General features: G+C 42.7%; 17 protein-coding genes. 12 read left to right on the top strand and 5 right to left on the bottom strand.

The window, feature by feature from the left end; all coding sequences use genetic code 11:
* Positions 1-125: 125 nt before the first annotated feature.
* The 3 genes from DYH48_RS10215 to DYH48_RS10205 all read left to right on the top strand — a co-directional run bounded on the left by DYH48_RS10215 (position 126) and on the right by DYH48_RS10205 (position 3,436).
* Positions 126-422, top strand: coding sequence for a hypothetical protein (locus DYH48_RS10215; protein ID WP_115334693.1), 297 nt, complete (start codon positions 126-128; stop codon positions 420-422).
* Between the two features lie 635 nt (positions 423-1,057).
* On the top strand, positions 1,058-2,548 hold the full coding sequence (locus tag DYH48_RS10210; protein WP_115334692.1) for a SulP family inorganic anion transporter: 1,491 nt from the start codon (positions 1,058-1,060) through the stop codon (positions 2,546-2,548).
* 33 nt (positions 2,549-2,581) lie between these two features.
* Entirely contained in the window at positions 2,582-3,436 is an 855-nt protein-coding gene (locus tag DYH48_RS10205) for a universal stress protein (RefSeq protein ID WP_115334691.1), read from the top strand.
* Between the two features lie 206 nt (positions 3,437-3,642).
* Here DYH48_RS10205 and DYH48_RS10200 read toward each other — a convergent pair whose 3' ends face one another.
* Positions 3,643-4,272 carry a recombinase family protein gene (locus DYH48_RS10200; protein WP_115334690.1) on the bottom strand — a complete coding sequence of 210 codons (630 nt, stop codon included), beginning with the start codon at positions 4,270-4,272 and terminating at the stop codon, positions 3,643-3,645.
* 268 nt (positions 4,273-4,540) lie between these two features.
* On the opposite strand from DYH48_RS10200, the gene DYH48_RS10195 reads away from it, so the two are divergent.
* Together DYH48_RS10195 and DYH48_RS10190 are read left to right on the top strand one after the other, a co-directional pair.
* The gene (locus DYH48_RS10195; RefSeq protein WP_011839999.1) at positions 4,541-4,990 is read left to right on the top strand and encodes a helix-turn-helix domain-containing protein; all 450 of its coding nucleotides are present in this window, start codon (positions 4,541-4,543) and stop codon (positions 4,988-4,990) included.
* A gap of 66 nt (positions 4,991-5,056) precedes the next feature.
* Positions 5,057-5,560 (top strand): PIN domain-containing protein, encoded by a 504-nt coding sequence (locus DYH48_RS10190; RefSeq protein WP_256613044.1) that lies wholly within the window; start codon positions 5,057-5,059, stop codon positions 5,558-5,560.
* Positions 5,561-6,443: 883 nt separating this feature from the next.
* On the opposite strand, the gene DYH48_RS10185 is transcribed toward DYH48_RS10190, so the two are convergent.
* On the bottom strand, positions 6,444-6,953 hold the full coding sequence (locus tag DYH48_RS10185) for a sigma-70 family RNA polymerase sigma factor (protein WP_115334689.1): 510 nt from the start codon (positions 6,951-6,953) through the stop codon (positions 6,444-6,446).
* 341 nt (positions 6,954-7,294) lie between these two features.
* Here DYH48_RS10185 and DYH48_RS10180 point away from each other — a divergent pair, with 341 nt between their 5' ends.
* Positions 7,295-7,540, top strand: a complete 246-nt coding sequence (locus tag DYH48_RS10180) for a hypothetical protein (protein ID WP_115334688.1) — start codon at positions 7,295-7,297, stop codon at positions 7,538-7,540.
* A 17-nt stretch (positions 7,541-7,557) separates the two neighbouring features.
* Here DYH48_RS10180 and DYH48_RS10175 read toward each other — a convergent pair whose 3' ends face one another.
* Positions 7,558-7,998: a hypothetical protein gene (locus tag DYH48_RS10175; protein WP_174919112.1), complete on the bottom strand. Its 441-nt coding sequence runs from the start codon at positions 7,996-7,998 to the stop codon at positions 7,558-7,560.
* A gap of 165 nt (positions 7,999-8,163) precedes the next feature.
* Here DYH48_RS10175 and DYH48_RS10170 point away from each other — a divergent pair, with 165 nt between their 5' ends.
* From DYH48_RS10170 to merA, 6 genes are all read left to right on the top strand, one after another.
* Positions 8,164-10,446 (top strand): putative bifunctional diguanylate cyclase/phosphodiesterase, encoded by a 2,283-nt coding sequence (locus DYH48_RS10170; protein WP_172481177.1) that lies wholly within the window; start codon positions 8,164-8,166, stop codon positions 10,444-10,446.
* 47 nt (positions 10,447-10,493) lie between these two features.
* Positions 10,494-12,224, top strand: coding sequence for a bifunctional lysophospholipid acyltransferase family protein/GNAT family N-acetyltransferase (locus tag DYH48_RS10165; protein ID WP_115334686.1), 1,731 nt, complete (start codon positions 10,494-10,496; stop codon positions 12,222-12,224).
* Positions 12,225-12,329: 105 nt separating this feature from the next.
* On the top strand, positions 12,330-12,731 hold the full coding sequence (merR, locus tag DYH48_RS10160) for a mercury resistance transcriptional regulator MerR (RefSeq protein WP_115334685.1): 402 nt from the start codon (positions 12,330-12,332) through the stop codon (positions 12,729-12,731).
* Positions 12,732-12,802: 71 nt separating this feature from the next.
* Positions 12,803-13,150: a mercuric transporter MerT family protein gene (locus DYH48_RS10155; RefSeq protein ID WP_115334684.1), complete on the top strand. Its 348-nt coding sequence runs from the start codon at positions 12,803-12,805 to the stop codon at positions 13,148-13,150.
* A gap of 32 nt (positions 13,151-13,182) precedes the next feature.
* Positions 13,183-13,458 carry a mercury resistance system periplasmic binding protein MerP gene (gene merP, locus DYH48_RS10150; protein ID WP_115334683.1) on the top strand — a complete coding sequence of 92 codons (276 nt, stop codon included), beginning with the start codon at positions 13,183-13,185 and terminating at the stop codon, positions 13,456-13,458.
* 4 nt (positions 13,459-13,462) lie between these two features.
* Complete coding sequence (gene merA, locus DYH48_RS10145; protein WP_115334682.1) at positions 13,463-15,148, top strand: mercury(II) reductase; 1,686 nt, start codon at positions 13,463-13,465, stop codon at positions 15,146-15,148.
* 32 nt (positions 15,149-15,180) lie between these two features.
* On the opposite strand, the gene DYH48_RS10140 is transcribed toward merA, so the two are convergent.
* Positions 15,181-15,879 (bottom strand): NRDE family protein, encoded by a 699-nt coding sequence (locus DYH48_RS10140; protein WP_115334681.1) that lies wholly within the window; start codon positions 15,877-15,879, stop codon positions 15,181-15,183.
* A 124-nt stretch (positions 15,880-16,003) separates the two neighbouring features.
* Entirely contained in the window at positions 16,004-19,090 is a 3,087-nt protein-coding gene (locus DYH48_RS10135; protein WP_115334680.1) for a Tn3 family transposase, read from the bottom strand.
* Positions 19,091-19,094 lie beyond the last annotated feature (4 nt).

The following is a 19,094-nucleotide window of genomic DNA, read 5'->3' as shown; positions in this document are numbered from 1 at the left end:
GTTGGTATCGAAGGAAATGATTAAAAACATAGTAAGCCACATGCACCTAAAACGCTCATAATTTCGCCCTCTCGAGGGCGTTGCAATCTAGTTGACCTTACATTGTCCAAAAAAGGGAAATAATCATGAAAGAAATGGTAGTAATCGTTCCGAATCATCGCCCTGCGTACGTAGCTGAACCTATTTTTGAAGATAACAATGCCGTCACGGAAATAGACCTGAACCCCATCGTAGCTTGGAAAGTTGTATATACGGAACGGCCTGAGGAAGATTCTTCTTTCGCATTGCCCATAACCGTCGAATCTCTTCCATCAACTTATGCTATTTATTATTCAGACACAGAAACTTGGGTTATGCCGGAGAATTGTATGGGTTGTGGTTTAGCTGAGCTACTCGAGGCGTTTAATAGTAAAAATTGCTAACAATCCTAGATAGGATTTGCTATCTGACAGCGAGCGTTAACCATTATATTTTCAAATGGTCGGTTTATCTCGAATAGTGCCAGTGAATAACTCTAAGACAGAGTGTTCAATGAATCAGACTTGCCTAGTCTGATTCACTGATCCAAATTTTGTAAGTAGAGCAGTGTGCTCGATAACATAGCACGATCAAGTTGACCAAATTTTCGTAATGCGGCACCGTCAGATCAGTCCTTAAAGTTTGTTCACTTCCAATACTCATTTCCGGTCACTTACTTTGATTTTGATCAAAAAATCTTTATACTTTGGACGCTATTAGCAAATGTCTACGGTTGAGCATGTTTATCTCCGAGTGCGCAACAGTATTCAATTTCTTCAAATCTGAGTTTACTCATACTAACAAGGTTATTTATTGGTGATGAGCTTTAAGCCGCATTAGTTCAACCCTTCCTGCTTGGATCGTTATGATCCGTTCATAGTGGCTACCATCTCGGTAGTTGTTTTGCTGTACCCCATAATCCCAATTGCATTTCGTCACCTTGACGCATAAAACCTTATTGGCGATGCGCTGACATTTCTGTCAAGCGTTGGCATAGGCTATTGGGATATATGATTAAATTTCAATCAGAGTGAGTAACATGATACAAACCATGAAAAAAGAGTGGTTCTCCAATATACGTGGAGATCTGTTAGCCGGTATTGTAGTAGCGCTGGCGTTAATCCCTGAGGCTATTGCCTTTTCTATTATTGCAGGTGTCGATCCTAAGGTCGGCCTGTATGCTTCATTCTGTATCGCTGTGGTTATCGCGTTTACAGGTGGTCGTCCTGGCATGATCTCTGCCGCAACGGGTGCTATGGCGCTGTTGATGGTGACCTTAGTGAAGGAACACGGCCTCGAGTATTTACTTGCGGCGACCCTATTAACCGGTGTACTGCAAATTGCTGCGGGTTACTTAAAACTCGGTAGCTTGATGCGTTTCGTCTCCCGCTCTGTGGTGACAGGCTTTGTGAATGCGCTGGCGATTCTGATCTTTATGGCCCAGTTGCCCGAGCTGACCAATGTGACTTGGCACGTATATGCGATGACGATTGCAGGTCTTGGCATTATCTACTTATTCCCACTCATCCCTGTGATTGGTAAATCCTTACCTTCGCCTCTCGTGTGTATTGTCGGATTAACGCTGTTTGCGGTTTATATGGGGTTAGATATTCGTACTGTCGGCGACATGGGACAACTGCCTGATACTTTGCCTATTTTCCTCTGGCCTGAAGTACCATTGACCCTTGAAACTCTGGTGATCATCTTCCCATACTCGGCCGGCCTTGCCGTGGTGGGTTTGCTGGAATCTATGATGACCGCCACCATAGTCGATGACTTAACCGATACCCAAAGCGATAAGAACCGCGAGTGTAAGGGCCAAGGTATTGCCAATATCGGCGCGGGGTTAATGGGCGGTATGGCAGGTTGTGCCATGATTGGTCAGTCAATCATCAACATTAAATCGGGTGGCAGAGGACGTTTATCAGCTTTCGCTGCGGGTGTTTTTTTACTTGTGATGGTGGTGTTTTTAGGTGAGTGGTTAAAGCTTATTCCTATGGCGGCACTGGTTGCCGTGATGATCATGGTGTCTATCGGTACTTTCTCTTGGGATTCCATACGTAACCTTAAGCATCACCCAATGTCGACCAATCTTGTGATGGTGGCGACCGTTGCTGTGGTGGTCGCTACTCATAACTTAGCAATGGGGGTATTTGTAGGGGTGTTACTCGCATCTCTGTTCTTTGCTAATAAAGTGGGCCGTTTTATGGTGGTTAAGAGTGCAACGACGGCTGCCGACACTGGTCGCCATTATCAGGTTATTGGGCAAGTCTTTTTTGCCTCGGCAGATAAGTTCAGTAATTCATTCGATTTTAGGGAAGTGGTTGATAAAGTGACTATCGACTTATCTCAAGCGCATTTTTGGGATATTACCGCGGTATCGGCCCTCGACAAGGTAGTGATTAAATTCCGCCGTGAGGGGACTGAGGTCGAGTTGATTGGCCTAAATGAAGCCAGTGCCACCATAGTCGATAAATTTGGGGTGCATGATAAGCCAGAAGAAATCGAAAAAATGATGTCTGGTCACTAATTCTCTAGCAACACAGTAAAAAGGAAAATAACGATGACAAATGTGATTGCCTGTATTGACGGTTCAAAAGCGACACTTGCCGTATGTGATGCTAGTCGCTGGGCTGCAAATCAACTTGATGCGCCAGTGACATTATTGCATGTATTGGATAAATCAACTTATCCAACAGAATCAAATCTGTCGGGAAATATTGGCCTAGGTACGCGAGAACACTTGCTTAATGAGATGGTAGAACTTGAGGCTCGTCGAAGTAAATTGGCGCTTGAGCAGGGCAAATATCTGTTGCAAGATGCGCGAACTCGTCTTATTGATTCCGCACCAGCAATTGAGATTGAAACCTTGCAGCGCCATGGCGACTTGGTTGAAACTTTGTTAGAGCAAGAGTGTAAAGCCAGATTGGTTGTGATGGGGCGTCAAGGTGAACAACATCAAGATCAAGCACAGGCTATTGGCAGCCACCTTGAAAGTGTCATTCGCACGCTGAAACAACCTATTTTAGTGGTGATGGCTGAATTTCAAACGCCAAAGCGATTTATGATCGCCTATGATGGCAGTCCAACGGCTAAAACCGCGCTAAATTGCGTTGCCAGTAGTCCGTTACTAAGAGGACTTGAGTGTCATGTTGTCATGGTGTCAGACAATCAAACACTGGCTACGGCTGAATTAGGATTAGTTGCAGATGCTCTTCATGGAGCAAACTTTAATGTAATTACCGCTGTTTGCCAAGGAGAGGTGCAAGCGGCACTCGCAAGCTATCAAGCTGAACATCAAATTGATCTTATGGTGATGGGGGCCTATGGGCACTCGCGGATTAGGGAGTTTTTTGTCGGGAGCAATACCACTAGGATGATCAGTAAAAGTCATGTTCCCTTGTTATTACTTCGCTAAGCGAAGTTGACTGTATCGAGTTAAGCTTATTTTTTCAAATCTGAATGCGCCAAGTTAGAGCCATAGCTTTAACTTGGCTTTGTCTAAAAATGAGCCTGTGAATCACTCTGTACCAGACTGATTCACGCTGACCTCAAAACAGACCCATTTCGCCCCGTATCTTCCTTCCAACGGGGCTTTTTTTTGCCTTAGAATGAATCAAATCTTTAGAGAATTGATTCATCGGTTTTTAGCTCATTCAATTTAGCTGCCTTGGCAATGGTAGAACGACTGCATTTAAGCAGACTCTGCACTTGTGACCAGCTTTTCCCTTCATCGAGTAGTAACCGAATATTTTGCCTCAATCCATGGTTAGGCTGACGCCCAAGGTATTTGCCTAAGGTTTTGGCCTTTTCGATGCCTTGTGCTTGTCGCTTTCTTCTTGTCTCGTAATCATCTCTGGCCATGGCCGCGGCTAAATCAATCATGAACTCAGTCAGTACCTTTGCGATCATGGTATGTTCTTCTGTGCCACTTAAGATCCCATGTGTCATTGGCTGGTCAACGACCACAATATGAATATTGGCGTTTACCAATTTACTTTTTAGGACCTTCCATTGCTCGAAGGGGAGGCGAGACAATCTATCGACTTTTTCTATGAGTAAAACATCGCCAGGGTGAGAGTCCATGATTAAGCGCCCAAGCTCAGGCCGTTCAATTTTCGCCCCTGATTGCGTCTCAGTATAAAAACTGGCTATGCGAACATTTTTACTTTCTGAAAACTGAACCAACTCATTTCTGGCTCGATTGGCATCTTGTTCATCTGTTGATGCGCGCAGGTAGGCCCGAATAAACATTATGCCTCATTTGGTGTTTTTAGGATGTGGTTTACGATGCTAGTGCGAGTAGGGTTTAAAATCAATATATGGCGAACCAATTGGCAATGGGATGTAGCTAGTTTTCTTGGGGTATACCCTAAGTGAGTCAGTGAATCACTCTACACAAGATTGATTCAACTGTAGTAGCTATCCTGTGCAGTTGCGAATATTTCGAATGTTGATTTTTTTCGAATATTGCGGATAATGTAGGTTGAAACAAATTTTTCCAATATTTGAGAGATGAATTATGAACATGACTACTTTGCCGAACGCCGAAGAAATCGCAATGGCTCGGTTGGGCAGCCAGGAGTTATCTGCTGTTATTGAAAGTAACGGTGAGGCTCAACAAATAAGTGTAATTGATAAGCAAGGTCAATCGCATGATGTCACTTTACCTTCTAGTGTATTGAAAATGATGATTGAAGTGTTGACGCAATTGGGACAGGGTAATTCTGTTAATATCACCCCCATCCATGCCGAAATGACCACGCAACAAGGTGCTGACTTTTTGAATATGTCACGGCCAACATTTATCAAGTTATTAGATTCACGTGAAATACCATTTACTCGAGTCGGTAATCGAAGAAAAGTGCCATTTTCTGCGGTGATAAAATATAAGCAGCAACTGGAAATCCAGCGTTTGTCAACACTTGATGAGCTTTCCAGATTAGATCAGGAATTGGGTATGGGTTACTAATGGCTTCGTATACTGTTGTTTTTGATGCGTTTGTCATGTATCCCGCACCACTTTCGTAGTTATTTGATGTTTTTAGCCAATGCGGGCTTATTTAGGGCTCGCTGGACTGAGCAGATTCATGATGAATGGATGCGTAATGTATTGTTGAATAATCCACGCATCGCAGAAGTAATGTTAGAACACACGAAACAACTGATTAATCAAAATGTACCTGATTGCCTTATCGAAGGGTATGAGCCGTTAATTAAAGGATTAACACTTCCTGATATGAATGATAGGCATGTGGTTGCTGCGGCTTTAAAAGGGCACGCAGAGGCCATCATAACGTTTAATCTTAAAGATTTTCCTGCATCAGAGCTCAATATACTTGAACTATCAGCTATCCATCCAGATGAGTTTTTGTGCGATATGTTTGAGTTAGATCCAAGCACTTGTATCAAAGCTGCTCAACAGCAAAGACGTAGCTTAAAGAATCCCCCGATGACAGCATCAGAGTTTTTAAATTGCTTACAAAAGCAAAGGTTACCGGTTTTTGTTTCAAAGCTGAGACCATTTGAATTAATGCTATAAACCTTACCCGTGCGGTGAATCTGACTTGCCTAGTCTGATTCATGTGTTAGCTGAAAACTACAATATTATGGATTCTGTTTAGATTCTAAAGCAGCCAAGATGAATGCAAGCCCGTTGTTAGTTAATCTGCGCCCATTGGCAATTAATGTGAGTCGGCGGCACCGCTTATTATCAATTAATGTGAGCCCAGTTTGGCGGATGTAATCGCGCCGAAGGGATTATGTGTGCAAGCTGCTACACTTAATAGTCATTTGCGTCTCTTGGCGTTTATAAAGATGGAACGCCCCCTTGCGGGGGCTGGCTGTCTAGGAGTTGTTCACCGTGGATCTAGACAGTTGCCATGAGATTACCAAGTATTCTGCAACAAGTGGTCAATAATCTGTGGGTATTGACCAGATTTATGCAACAAAAGCGGCTGTCAGAAATTATTTACCGGTTTTCCATCACTCATTACCATTTCAAGCGAAAAGCCACTCGCCACCGAACCCTGATTTTTTGTGGATAACACCGCAAAGAACGCGGTGATTACCCACCGAAAAAATCACGAACCGGCAGCAGAATCGATATTTTATATGCTTTTTAATACGAAGGCTTAGCTACGTGAAACGCACTATATGTAATATTACTGTAGATAAGGCTGCTTGCCTTATCACTTTTATTTGACACATTTACCAAGGTTTACATTGTTTGGTTGACCAGTACACAGTCATATATGGGAGTTGTTAAGAATATGATGCTGTGGTCTTTCCTCTGCTCTTTGGAAAGCAAACGCTGGGAATCTAACATTGAAGATGTATTATATTAAAATTTTTCTTATTATCAATTTAACTTTTTTATGCGCTAATTACTCACAAAATAGTGAGTTTTAAAGCTGTAGCGATATTTAGTTTACTGTATTAATAAGGCAGCGTTTGAGTTGCTCCCGAGCTCGAAATAATCGTGTGTTTACGGTATTGGTTGTTAACATCAGTTGAACAGCAATTTCGTCACTACTAAACCCTAATAATACTTGCATGATTAAAGGCTCCCTGTACTCTGGCGCGAGAAGTGCGATTTGGTTCCTGATATTTTCATATTCTGCATTTTGCTCTACTGAGTGAGAACTTGTATCAACTAAGTCATTCTGCTCTACATCGTCAATATCTAATGTTTTCCTACTGAAGTAACGTGCATTTTCTCTTCTAACGATAGTAAGCAACCATGATTTTTCTGCATTTTTGTCAAGTTGCTTATCGAGATATTTCCAAGCCCTCAAATAGGATTCTTGGATGATCTCTTCTGCTGCATTTTTGTCTTTACTCAACCAATAAGCAAAGCGAAACAGATCTGCATGGTATAAGGTGACCAATTTTTGATAACGGATAGTGCGCAGTTTGAGGTGATCATTTTGCATATCAAATTCCGCTGAATAGTTCGCTCGCTGTGATATGAGCGCTGCTAGTGCACTTACTTATTGAGTTTATAGTGTTTTATAAACTTTGTGCTATGATTCTATAGGCAACTGAACGACTGTTCAATATCAATTCTTTGAATAGATTCAATGAGTATAGTGCTATCGTCATCATGATTATTTTTTTTCGAAGAATTCAATAGAAAGTATTAGCTTTTATTTCAACATTTTAGATGAGGTTTAACCTCATATTATCAATAAGTGTGTTATTAATGTGAAAGGTTTTCCTTTTGAGAGAGGTCTTAATAACTAACTAAAGAGTTCACGACTAGGAGTGAAAAATTATGTGTAGTACACCAAAGACCAATTCGGCGGCTATGCCACCAAAGATCCCTTTTCGCAGCTTTATGGCAAGCATGACACTTGAGCAACGGCATTCATTTGCTGAGGTAGCAAATCGTGCTGATGAGCGTCGAACTATTCGTGAGCAACGTCTTGGGCTTAATCGCGATGTTAAAAAAAATATTAAAAAAGATATTCCCTTATGGAAGATACTGACTCGCTTTTTAAACCGCTATTTTGTAGCTTAATATCCGAAGGGATGGCTCTACTTTAGCGTAGCTAAGACGTTTAGTGAGGTGTGGCGGAGTAAGTCAATTTCGTTAGTTACACGGTCTAAGCTTAATTTGTCGTTCTCGAGAGATTCCCAGCTTTCTTGCCAAGCGAAACCAAGATTTTTGGCTTGTTCGGGAATGGGATCTTGCATGATCTGAGCTAAATCTTTGATTGTTAGAAGTGTAATCCAACCTCTTCGAGGATTTCCTTTATTATTGATGTCTTTATCGTAATGCAAATAGAATGTTATCTCTTGTAATTCGTTGAGTTTGTGGATCATCTCAAAAGCAGCGGTTCTTTGATTTCGATTTGCTTCGGTTTGTTCATTACGCCAAGTGTTGTAGCTAAGACTACTCAGAGCGACGATGAGACTGATTATTGCAAGTAGATTAGTTTGAAGCTGTTGCAAAAGCGTTTTTTCTATCGACGGCATGGCGGATTTCCACGTTATTGAATTACGTTAAGTTAGTTGTATGTTTTGATTTATTAGAGCCAGTCCCATATTAGTCATTTAATGTGACTATGGGCAAGATTGCTACTGGTATTCGCTACACTTTCCATCGTGATTGCTGCCACTAATTTTTACATGGATTTTAATATGGCTAATCGAGTTAAACGGCTTCAATTCCTGTCATTTTTCCTCTACGGACTTGTAGCGATGATAGGTCTTGGTTTGGCATGGTTTGTCTATAGTGGAATGGAGAATGTCAAACAAACGGCAACAACTTTAGTTGAGAAGCAGTTGCCAAGCTTAAGTCTTGCTCGAGACATCGCTCTGGATTTGAGTGAGCAAGAACGCATACTCTACGAATACTACGCCACCATTAAACCAGAGCTTTACATCAATAATTTTCTCTCGCGTAATCAGATTTTATATCAAAAAATTGAATTACTTAGAAATGTTAATACTGATCTTAGTATTCAGATCGATTTAATGAATGAATTGAAAGTAATTCAGCTATTTAGCCAAGCATTTCATCTAAACATGTCTAGTGGCAATATTGATTGGGATTTGGCTCGGGAGCAACTTGAAAAGGTCACAGATCAAAGGCGCTTGATGGACCCTCAGCTTAATATGCTGATGTTTAATGTGAACCATCATGTAGCGGAAGGCTACAGTGCTACAAAACAACAGCTCTCCACTACGGCATGGAGTGTAATTATTTTCAGTGTGGGGCTCTTTGGAATTTCGATTGTATTGGGCCGTTACATTAGAAATTATATTGAATTAAGCATTTCTAATGAACGTTTGGCTATGTTTCCACAGCGAAATCCTAACCCAGTACTGACATTAAACAGTGCGTTAGAAGTGCTTTACCATAATCCGGCTACGATCATCCTACTTCGGACGTTAAAATTGCCCGAGACACCACTGGCACTACTTGCCAGTGAAATTAAATTACAGCTTGAAGCGACAAAGAACAATGTCCCGCCAGTACAAACTTTTCAACATCATGTGAATAATGCATTTCTAACTTATGAAATACACTGGCTGAAAGATCAACATACTTTTGATATCCACATGCAGGATATTACGGAACAAAAGGTAGCTGAAAAAAATCTTCATTACAAAGCATATCATCATGATTTATCAGGCTTAAAAAATAGAGCAAGTTTTTTTTTGAGTGTCGATATTCTCTTTGAAGCACAAGTATCATTCAGTTTAGTCCTTGTTGAAGTGGCTCACTACTCAAAATTGGTCGGAGATTTTGGCCTTTCTGGTGCCACCGACGTCATTTGCAGCGTTGCTTATCAGCTTGGGATATTATTTGCTGAAACAAAAAAATCTCTTAATGGTAAGGCTGAGTTATTTCATATTGCCGATGCGAGCTTTATCATGTTAATCGAAGATGTAAATAGCTCTGAAAGCCTAAAAAATTTCTTATCCAATATAGAAAATCACTTTGATAAGACGATTAATACCCCTCTTGGCGAAATGCTGATTTCAATGCAATTTGGGGTTACTGAGTATCCTCGATGTAGTAAAAATGCAAATGACTTACTGCTACACGCTCAAATTGCTATCGATAATAATCAGCAACTGCCTACTGTGAATTATTTTGACCATCAGCTTGGCTCATTACACAAACGTAAGCAGGATTTAAACAAACGTTTAGTTAATGCGATTGGTAGTGATGAGTTTGAGCTAGTATTTCAACCTCAAATGCACTTGAAAACTGAGCAACTTATTGGCGCTGAATGTTTGATCCGTTGGCACTCTGATATGGGAGTCATATCGCCCGCTGAGTTTATTCCCTTAGCTGAGCAGAGTGGTTTTATCTTGCCGTTGGGAAAGTGGATTTTAGAGCAAGCCTGTAAAAACTTAGCTGCATGGCAAGCAATGGGGCATAGTTCATTTTGTTTGGCTGTCAATATTTCTCCAAGGCAATTTATCCAACCGGGCTTTGTCACGCAAGTTGCTGAACTGTTAGCGTATTACCATATCCCGCCCCATACATTAGAGCTTGAAATTACCGAAGGTATGATGATGGGCAATCACATTACTAGCCACCAGGTGCTAAATGAATTGAAGAAGATTGGCGTATCACTTGCCATTGATGACTTTGGCACGGGTTACTCGTCCTTGGCTTACTTACGGCAATTTCCTGTGGACAAATTAAAGATAGATCAATCATTTATCAAGCATCTTCATGTAGATCTCTCTGCACAATCGATAGTATTGAGCATCTGTCAGCTTGCGAAGAACTTATCATTAGAAATTATTGCCGAGGGAGTCGAATATAGTGAGCAGCTCGAGATATTAAATCAGTATCAATGTGATGTTATTCAAGGTTACCACTACAGTAAGCCACTTCAGTCCGCTGATTTTTTAGTATTTTTACACCAAAAAGTGAATACTCTGTCCGCCACTAAAATATGAAGCTTTACCTGAATGATGTGTAAATTTTACAACAGGATATATGATGTATGCCGCAGCTGAGTCTTAATAATCTTTTTCCCAAAAGCACTTTGTTGACTAAGTTATGCATAACTGGACTCGATCATCTTTTAGGTATTAGCCAACTAAATCGCCTGTATGAGAATTCCGCATTAAAGGGATTAACAAAAGAAGCCTTCGCAGCTCGTTTCGTGGAAGTTTTTGAGTTGGAGATTAAGTCACCGTTAGATCTACCTATGCGTATTCCACAAAGTGGTGCTGCGATTGTCGTTGCTAATCATCCTTATGGTGGCATTGAAGGCGTTATTATCGCTTCCTTATTATCTTCAAGCAGGAACGATGTCAAAATACTTGCTAATCAAGCATTGAAAATTATTCCTGAATTAGCTGATTTTTTTATATTTACTAATCCCCTAGCATCAGGAGCAAAGGGCAATGCCCAGTCATTAAGGACTTGTAAGGCGCATTTGGACAAAGGGGGGCTCTTAGTACTCTTTCCTGCTGGCCGAGTTAGCTATCCCAATTGCGATGATCAAGTGACTGATCATCAATGGAATCGTATGGTGGGGTCGCTTGCCGCCAATACGAAAGCCCCGATAATCCCGTGCTTTATCTCGGGGCAAAATAGCAATTTGTTCTATTTAATGGGGAAAATTTACTTTCGTTTCAGAATGCTACTGCTAATCAAAGAAATGCTCAAAAGCAAAGGCCGAATCGTTGAGATCACCTTAGGTCAACCCATTTCATTTCCCCCTTTTTTAGAGAAAGTCCAAATGACAACTGACATTGCCCGTTTACTGACATATTTGCAGGCCCCAGAGTATCAATACCAATGGTCAACTTATCAAACTCCAGTGCTACTACCCTTGGCATCTCCTCAATTAGCTGAAAATTTGCAGGCTGAGATAAGCCAATTACCACATGAGCAATACCTGCTCCGGTATAAGCATTTTGAGGTCTATTACGCATCAAGAGCACAATGCCCATTAGTTATCGAAGAGATTAGGCGCCTGCGTGAAGAGAATTTTAGGTTATTTGATGAAGGCAGTGGTCTACCTCAAGATGGTGATGCGTTCGATGACACTTACACACATCTATTTGTGTATGACAGTCAAACCAAGGCGATCATCGGGGCTTATCGTATGGGCCAAACCGATAACTTAATGGCACGGGGTGATATTGCACCATTGTATTTAAGTCGTATGTTCGACTTCAGCGGCGAATTTATCAATCAAGTTCAACCATGTCTTGAAATGGGCCGTTCATTTGTGATCGCTAGTCATCAACGGAGCTTTCATGGGTTACTTTTACTATTCAAAGGGATTGGTGCTTTTGTATGTAAATTCCCTCGCTACCGAACCTTATACGGCACTGTGTCATTGAGTAAGCAATACACCCCTTTGAGCGTAATATTAATTGAACAATTTCTGGTGACATCATCGCCACAGGTAAAGGCTAAAAAACCATTCGATCTAAAGGTTCCTGCTGATATTCAGCATTACTTGGCTAATCATCCTAACGATATTGAAGTGTTGGAATTATTAGTTAAGCAAATTGAACCCGATGGCAAAGGTTTGCCTGTACTGGTAAAGCAATACCACCAACTCGGAGCTCGGTTCTATTGCGTCGGTATTGACCCTAATTTTGCCGATACACCGGGATTATTATTAAGCGTGGATTTACCTAAGGCTCCGGAGCGATTATTGAAATTGTATCTGGGACAAGGGGCGGACGCATACCGACAAAAGCACAATGGCTAACGGTGGTTTGTTACCCATTGATACTTACGTTAGGTGCTAAAGCGTTTTTGAATCAACGTCTGTTGATTCAAATGCTTGTGTACAGTCTAGGAGAGTAAATCAACTATGTATTCAATCAGTCAATTTGCCAAATCGGCAGGCGTCAGTGTTGAGACCGTTCGCTATTACGAGCGGCGTGGTCTGATCGAGCAACCTAACAAGCCAAGCGTGGGTTATCGCCGCTACCCAGAAGCTAGCTTAAAGCTGATCACGTTTATCAAGCGATCCAAAGAATTAGGATTCACTTTGGAAGAAATTGCAAACCTCTTGTCCTTGGGTGATGAACATTGCGACCAAGTACAGGAATTGGCAAAAAATAAGCTGACGAATGTGCGCTGCAAAATTAATGACTTATTTCGCTTAGAGTCTGCCCTTGACGATTTATTGAATCAATGCGCCGCCAACGCTGGCCAAGCCCATTGCCCTATTATCGAGTCCCTGTTGCCAGAAAATAAAAAAGATCGCTAACATCACTTGACTCCGTACTCTAGTACGGCAATTAAACTGACTCCACTGAAGTAGATTATCTGGAGTCAACGATGCAGAAGAATGATCATAACCTACCCTTGTTCGGCGGTATTGCCGCCGCCATAGGTGCCAGTCTATGTTGCGTCGGCCCCTTTCTCCTGTTGACACTGGGGATCGGTGGTGCCTGGATTGGCAACCTGACTCGACTCGAACCCTATCGCCCGTTGTTCATCATCGCTGTATTGGTGTTATTCGGTTGGGCGGGCTGGAAGCTCTATCGCCCCACAACCGTCTGCGAACCAGGCACGGCTTGCGCCATCCCATCTGTACGCAAACGTCGCCAGCTGATTTTCTGGCTCATAGCATTAATCGCTCTATTCCTCGTCACCAGCAGTGTCTGGATCCCTTTAGTCGCTTGATCGTGTCAATACCTACTAACGGAGAATTTCCTATGAAAATAATAGCCCTGTTATTTATGCTGCTAACGATGAGTCCTACTCTATTAGCAAAACCTCAATCCATCACTCTGGACCTGCCCACTATGAACTGCGCCATGTGCCCAATCACTGTCAAAAAAGCGCTTTCTAGGGTGGATGGCGTGTCTAGTGTCGAGGTGAGTTATGAGCAGAAAGAAGCTGTAGTGAACTTTGACGATGATAAAACCCATGCCGCCGCATTGGTTCAAGCGACCACCAATGCTGGTTATCCCTCTATAATCAAGGAGTAAGACTATGGCAATAAACTTAATCAAAGAGGTTAATCTCTCCATTAATGGCATGAGCTGCGCAAGCTGTGCGAATCATATCCAAGATGCTCTGACTTCCATAAACGGCGTCAGCAAGGCCACCGTTTCCTATGAGCTGGCTAGTGCCACTATTGAAATAGAAACTGATACTGAAAATAGTGACGAAGTTAATAATGCCATTGAGGTTCTCGGCTATAGTGCCAAAATAGTTGCACCAGATTGTGGTAATGAAACGGCCATCCCTAATAGCGAAAAATCGGAACAATTGCATGTCGTGATTATTGGCAGCGGTTCTGCCGCCTTTGCTTGTGCCATTAAGGCCGCCGAACGCGGTGCCAGAGTCACCATCATTGAGGGAGCCGATGTCGTTGGCGGCTGCTGTGTCAATGTGGGGTGTGTACCGTCAAAAATCTTGATCCGCGCCGCGCAGCTTGCCCAGCAGCAGCGCCACAATCCCTTTGCCGGACTGGAAAACCACGCGCCTGTGCTCAGCCGAGAACTACTGGCGCAGCAGCAAACGGTGCGGGTAGAAGAACTGCGCGCAGCCAAATATCAGCATATTCTGGACACCAATCCGGTATTAACACTGATGAAGGGCTGGGCCAGATTCAAAGACGCAAACACCCTGATCGTGACCGATAACAACGGCGAGCAACAGTCTGTTCACGCCGACAAAATTCTGATTGCCAGCGGCTCTACGCCGACCATTCCACCAATAGATGGCCTTGCCGATACGCCATATTGGACATCTACCACGGCACTCTTTGCCGAAGACTTACCTGAACATCTGATTGTGATTGGTTCATCGGTTATCGCGCTGGAGATTGCTCAGGCGTATCGACGTCTGGGCAGCGACGTTACCGTATTGGCCCGCCGTACCTTGTTATATAGGGAAGAGCCGCTACTCGGCGAAAAGCTGAATGAGTGTTTTGAAAAAGAAAGTATTCGCGTACTTAATTACACTCAGGCGAGCAGGGTGTCACACGATGGTAAGCAATTTACCCTGCAAACCCAGTCGTGGAAAACAGGGGACGGCAGCTTAAAGGCGGATCGATTGCTGATCAGCACCGGTCGTAACGCCAATATCACGCAGCTGAATTTAGCCGCCGTTGGTGTGGAAACGGATAAAAATGGCGCGATAGTCGTCAATGACAAGATGGAAACCAATATTGCAGGTATTTATGCAGCCGGAGACTGCGCCAATATGCCGCAATTTGTCTATGTGGCCGCCGCTGCTGGTAGCCGGACGGGAATTAACATGACTGGCGGAGATGCCCGTTTGGATCTGACCACCATGCCAACAGTCATTTTTACCGATCCACAGGTGGCGACCGTTGGATTGACTGAGGACCAGGCTAAAGCACAAAACATGAAAACCGACAGCAGGGTACTGCAAATGGAAAACGTACCAAGAGCACTGGCTAACTTTGAAACCGCTGGCTTTATTAAACTGGTGGCCGAAAAAGAAACAGGGCGTTTACTTGGTGCGCAGATCCTCGCCCATGAAGGCGGTGAAATCATCCAGAGTGCGGCACTCGCCATCCGTAACCGCATGACGATAACTGACATCGCTGAGCAGTTGTTTCCGTATCTGACCATGGTAGAAGGGCTTAAGCTGTGTGCGCAAACCTTCAACTGTGATATCAAACAGCTGTCCTGTTGTGCCAGTTGAGATTGCTGATCCGTTGGTGTGCTTAGGTTATATCATGACAGCATTAACGCCGTTGGAGTCATATTTTGACAAGGCGATCCTGCATAGTAATCAAACCGCATTGCTGCTGCGTTGACCATAATATGGCTCAGGCTGACGGTATTGGCGTCTTCCCTATGCATGCATACGCTGTGTGCAGACGCATGACCATAGTGAGACTGATGGTAAGTTAAGTGCCCTTGCCGATGCCCATCGATCCTTTGGTAGCTTTCTTGTCGGCACTGACGAACTTCCTTTAGCATGACGCCGGATGAGGTGATGGGTGACATCGCTGTTTGTGTTGTTAAATTTAGGCCATCCCAACTGACGACTTGTATATCCCTATCATCTTGCACATGGGCAGGGAAATAACACAGTAAAAAAGGAGTTAGACGGGTTAATGACAGAGCTTTGGCTCTCGCATAAATAGGGCCATCAAGCTTGAGTATGGTGGGAATGATCGAACCTCGGCTCAAGGCTGGGCTCGCAGCAGAAGAGTGCTTAGCTGCTTGGTAATTATTGAGGAGGCAAAAAACCTCTCCCCGCTGAGTTAAGGTTATCCATGTACCCCCTCCTTGAGGATCAATTGGATAAATGGCATTGAGAACAGGATCCCACGTCGGTGCTATTGCTTGAGGGCGTGTTTTTTGTTCATCACGATTAAAAAAAACTTCATAACCCTCAGGGGTGAGCAACCAGGTTAGTGTGCACATTGATTTCTATTGAAACTTGCAGTTGAGGGGGCTAAGCCAAATTCAGCAGAAGTCACCCCGCCAATTAACTGATATATGGCTAAACTTGCCCAACGCGCCAAAAATGTAAAGTTAGCTTTAAGCTCTAAAATTTCTCACTTGAATCCTCGTTCTCCGTCAACGCTTGTTGCCAATATTCTGGTTCAGCATATCGAGCAACCAATGCATCGATATCTATTTTTGAGGTTGATGGACTAAACTCAAAATTGCCATACATATTGATGTGCTGCCATGCAACGGGCGAAATACTGTGAAGCTGAGCCAGTGCGTTTTGATCTCCTACTGTTTGCTTCTGTTCATAGACACGAGATAGCAGCACTGTGTTGTAGTAAATGACCGCGTTGGTGATGAGCCGAGAGCATTCATTCCAAATTTGTTGCTCCTCTTCCGTTTTTACTCTGAATTTTCCACCGTTAACAAATGCAACAGCTCGCCTGAGACGGTGATAGGCTTCACCACGATTTAATGCTTTTTGTACACATTGACGTAAGCCAACATCGTCGACAAAGTCGAGAATGTATAGCGTTCGGCATATATTTTCCAACTCCCATAATGCTTTCTTGGTCTGATTCTGACGCGAATAGCTCGTGAGTTTGCGAACAATAGTGGCTTGAGTAACATCTTTTTGAGCTAGCGATGCCATGATACGTTGAATATTGGGCCATTCACGTTCAATCAATTCATCGTTGGTTTTTCGTGCAGGCTTTATTAGCCAGTCACCACACTCATTGGGATGTTGTGAGCCGACTAACGTATCCATTTTCTTATGCAAATCACGATAACGAGGTGCAAAATGATATCCAAATGCATGCAAAATCCAAAAATTAACCTGATTGGTGCCATGGGTGTCAGTGGAATGCCGTTCTGGTTTTATATCAGAGGTATTGTTATGCAATAAATCGAAAACGTAATGGCTTTCATGTTCGTGAGTCCCAATAATCTTTGCATTTATAGGAACATGATTTGCAACCAACGTGTAGGCGCTGACACCTTTCTGTAAACCAAAATACTTAGGAGAATATCGAGCGTTAAGGGTGTTAATTTGCGTTTCCATCCGCTGGCCATCGCTACTTGAATGAAGTGTGTCCTGAATATCATAGAGATGAAATGCGGGTAGCTGGCTGGTTGCATTACTAATCGCATCATTAGCCGCTCGCAACGTCTCCAAGCGTAGATAATTTCTAGACGTTCCCGCCATTGATGCTGAGCTAAGACCTGAAACTTCAGCCATTTTTGCTAACCCCATGTTTGTTCCCATCGCAACAATACAGGCGAAAATTTCACGAGGATCAGCTTCATGCTTTACATAACGATCTAATACATGGGTAAATGCATTCAAAAATCCAGTATTACCCGCAACGAACCACAGCAGATCCGCAATGCCAATTCCTGGTAACTGGCTGTAAAAATCGCTATTAACGGATTCATCACTGCTCGGATAAAGCAGCTTCCAACGACGTTTTTCGGCAGCTCCAATCACTTTAATATGTTTGTTGACCCCATCAGAAATATGTTGGTTAATCGCACTATAACGTGCTGCTAGCATAGTATGAAATACAGCCAGAGTATCTTGGATAGGGGCCAATAAAATGGGTGCACCAATATCTTGCAATACTCGTTCTTTATCCTGCCATCTAAGATCGCTTATTAAGTCATCTTCAAAGCGGCGAAATTCATTACTATGTTTAACGTACACATCACCCGCTTCCAGTGAGTTGCGTAGTAGGCGATAGACCAAAAACTCATAGCGATCTACATCTAGCGTTTTAAATGTTTTACCCTCTTTAATAAACAAATATCGGCGTAAACCTTTAGGAATAATCTCAGTCGGAAATGCACTAGGGTCAGTTTGCCTTGGTGATTTTTCTGTGCGCAACAAGTTTTGTAAAAACGCGATAGCTTCAAGCAAAGGAGAGTCTTCTACACGTCCAGCAAAATCCAGATCAGTAAAAAGTTGCCTTAAGTTACGTTTGAATGTGGCTGATAATTTTGTGTAATGTGACCATTCAAATGCCGTTTTGTCGAAAGCAATATTGCGTAAGTAATCAGCAACTAATGGGAATCTCTCTTGTTCAAGCAATGCATAGGCTCTTTCTTTAATAACGGAAAAAGGTGTGTCATCGGTGATGGTGTCATCCGTAAACAGGCTCAATACATGACCCGCGGCTTGTAAATTTTTCGCTGCATTGGTAACTGCATTATTCATTGCTTCTTCAGCGGCACGCTTGGCCTGTTTCTCATATTGATCGACCCAATGGAGCAATGCTTCAATTAAGTTGTCATTAATTTGCTGAAACCGATGAAAAGCAAAAAACAGCAGATATAACTGAGCAGTCTCATTTTTCATGCGTTGAAGTTTATAAGTGGTATAAAACTTAACCATAGAAGCATAATACTTGCCGCTTTCATTGGAGATCCTCGCTGTTATGAGGAACTGCTTGGCAAACTCATGTAGAGGCTGGAAAAACTGCCGCCGTGCGACTTCATGTCGCAATTCTTTATAACTGAAATCTTTAGCTTCATGTTTTAATGCGCTGACGCGAAACAATCCAGACTCTGCCCGAAGCAAAGCCGCCAATTGCTGATCGATAAGTGAAGTCATGCAAGTGCTAAGTAATCGAGCAATACGGGTGCGTTCATAAGCCACCACTCTACCAATCATCTCTTGCATATACCGATAACTGGGCATGACAATACGGTGTAGTGCTAAGTATTGGGTTAATTCACGAAAGATAAAGATAGGTTGTGTCGATAACATCGCAACCCGCTGTGCTTTATCTTCCAAATCAACTTTTACCTCACTATCACATTGTTTATACTGGAATAAATCAAGAATTGCTCGTTGTTGTTCAGCCCTAATCGGTCTCGAGGGACTTTTCAGTCTTGAAAGCGTTTTGGTGGGAAAGTACAGCGCGGTAATATAATCCAAGTCATTCAATACTGATGATTCTTGTTCATAACTGAAAAACTGCCGTTTGGCTTTGAAATAGCCCAATTGCAATACTAAATGGGCTGCCACAGAAAACGTTCGGGTATTGTCGAATAGCTCGCGCTCTTTAGCACTTAAGTCAAAATATAATCGACGGTCATCATCTGAGAAATGAGGTAATCCAAACAGTTCATCTATTTCATCGGTTGACAAAATAGATAGCCGCCGAGCGTCATTTTTCATGGAT

The sequence above is a fragment of the Shewanella baltica genome, assembly GCF_900456975.1.
Lineage (GTDB): Bacteria > Pseudomonadota > Gammaproteobacteria > Enterobacterales > Shewanellaceae > Shewanella > Shewanella baltica.
Note: the sequence above shows the minus strand (reverse complement) of the source record. Positions and strands in the feature narration are given on the sequence as shown.